Genomic DNA, 507 nt, shown 5'->3' on the forward strand with positions numbered 1-507 from the left:
TCTGAGGGGCAGTTGGCCTTAACCCCGCATCCTAAAAAAGTGGATGGGTCAACATCGTCATTTTATATTCAACGGGACTTTGCGGAGTCGCAATTAGAATTGGTGACACCACCAGTTTATTCTGCGGACCATGTCATGGAATGGTTGCAAGCGATACATGAAGTGACGATTGAGTCATTAACAGAAAATGAACGGATCTGGCCATATTCAATGCCACCTGCCTTGCCGGCGGATGACTTGATTGAAGTGGCAGATTTAGAAGATCCAGCTGCTGTTGACTACCGGGATTATTTAGTAGAAGTATACGGTAAAAAATTGCAGATGATTTCTGGTATTCACTATAATATGCAGATTTCACCTGCTTTCATTCAACTAGTCCATGAAGAGGCGAAAAAAGTAGACGGCAATAGCCAATCGCTAAAAGATTTCCAATCTGATTTTTACCTACGTTTATCTCGTAATTTCTTACGTTACCAGTGGATTTTAGTTTATTTATTTGGGGCGGCA

At 41.6% G+C, this 507-nt stretch carries 1 pseudogene; it reads left to right on the top strand.

Annotated features, from left to right (window positions below):
* Positions 1 to 507, top strand: a pseudogene (locus tag ACRCJ0_RS19515) (bifunctional glutamate--cysteine ligase GshA/glutathione synthetase GshB); the annotation flags it as partial.

It is taken from the genome of Aerococcus sp. L_32, from assembly GCF_050689315.1.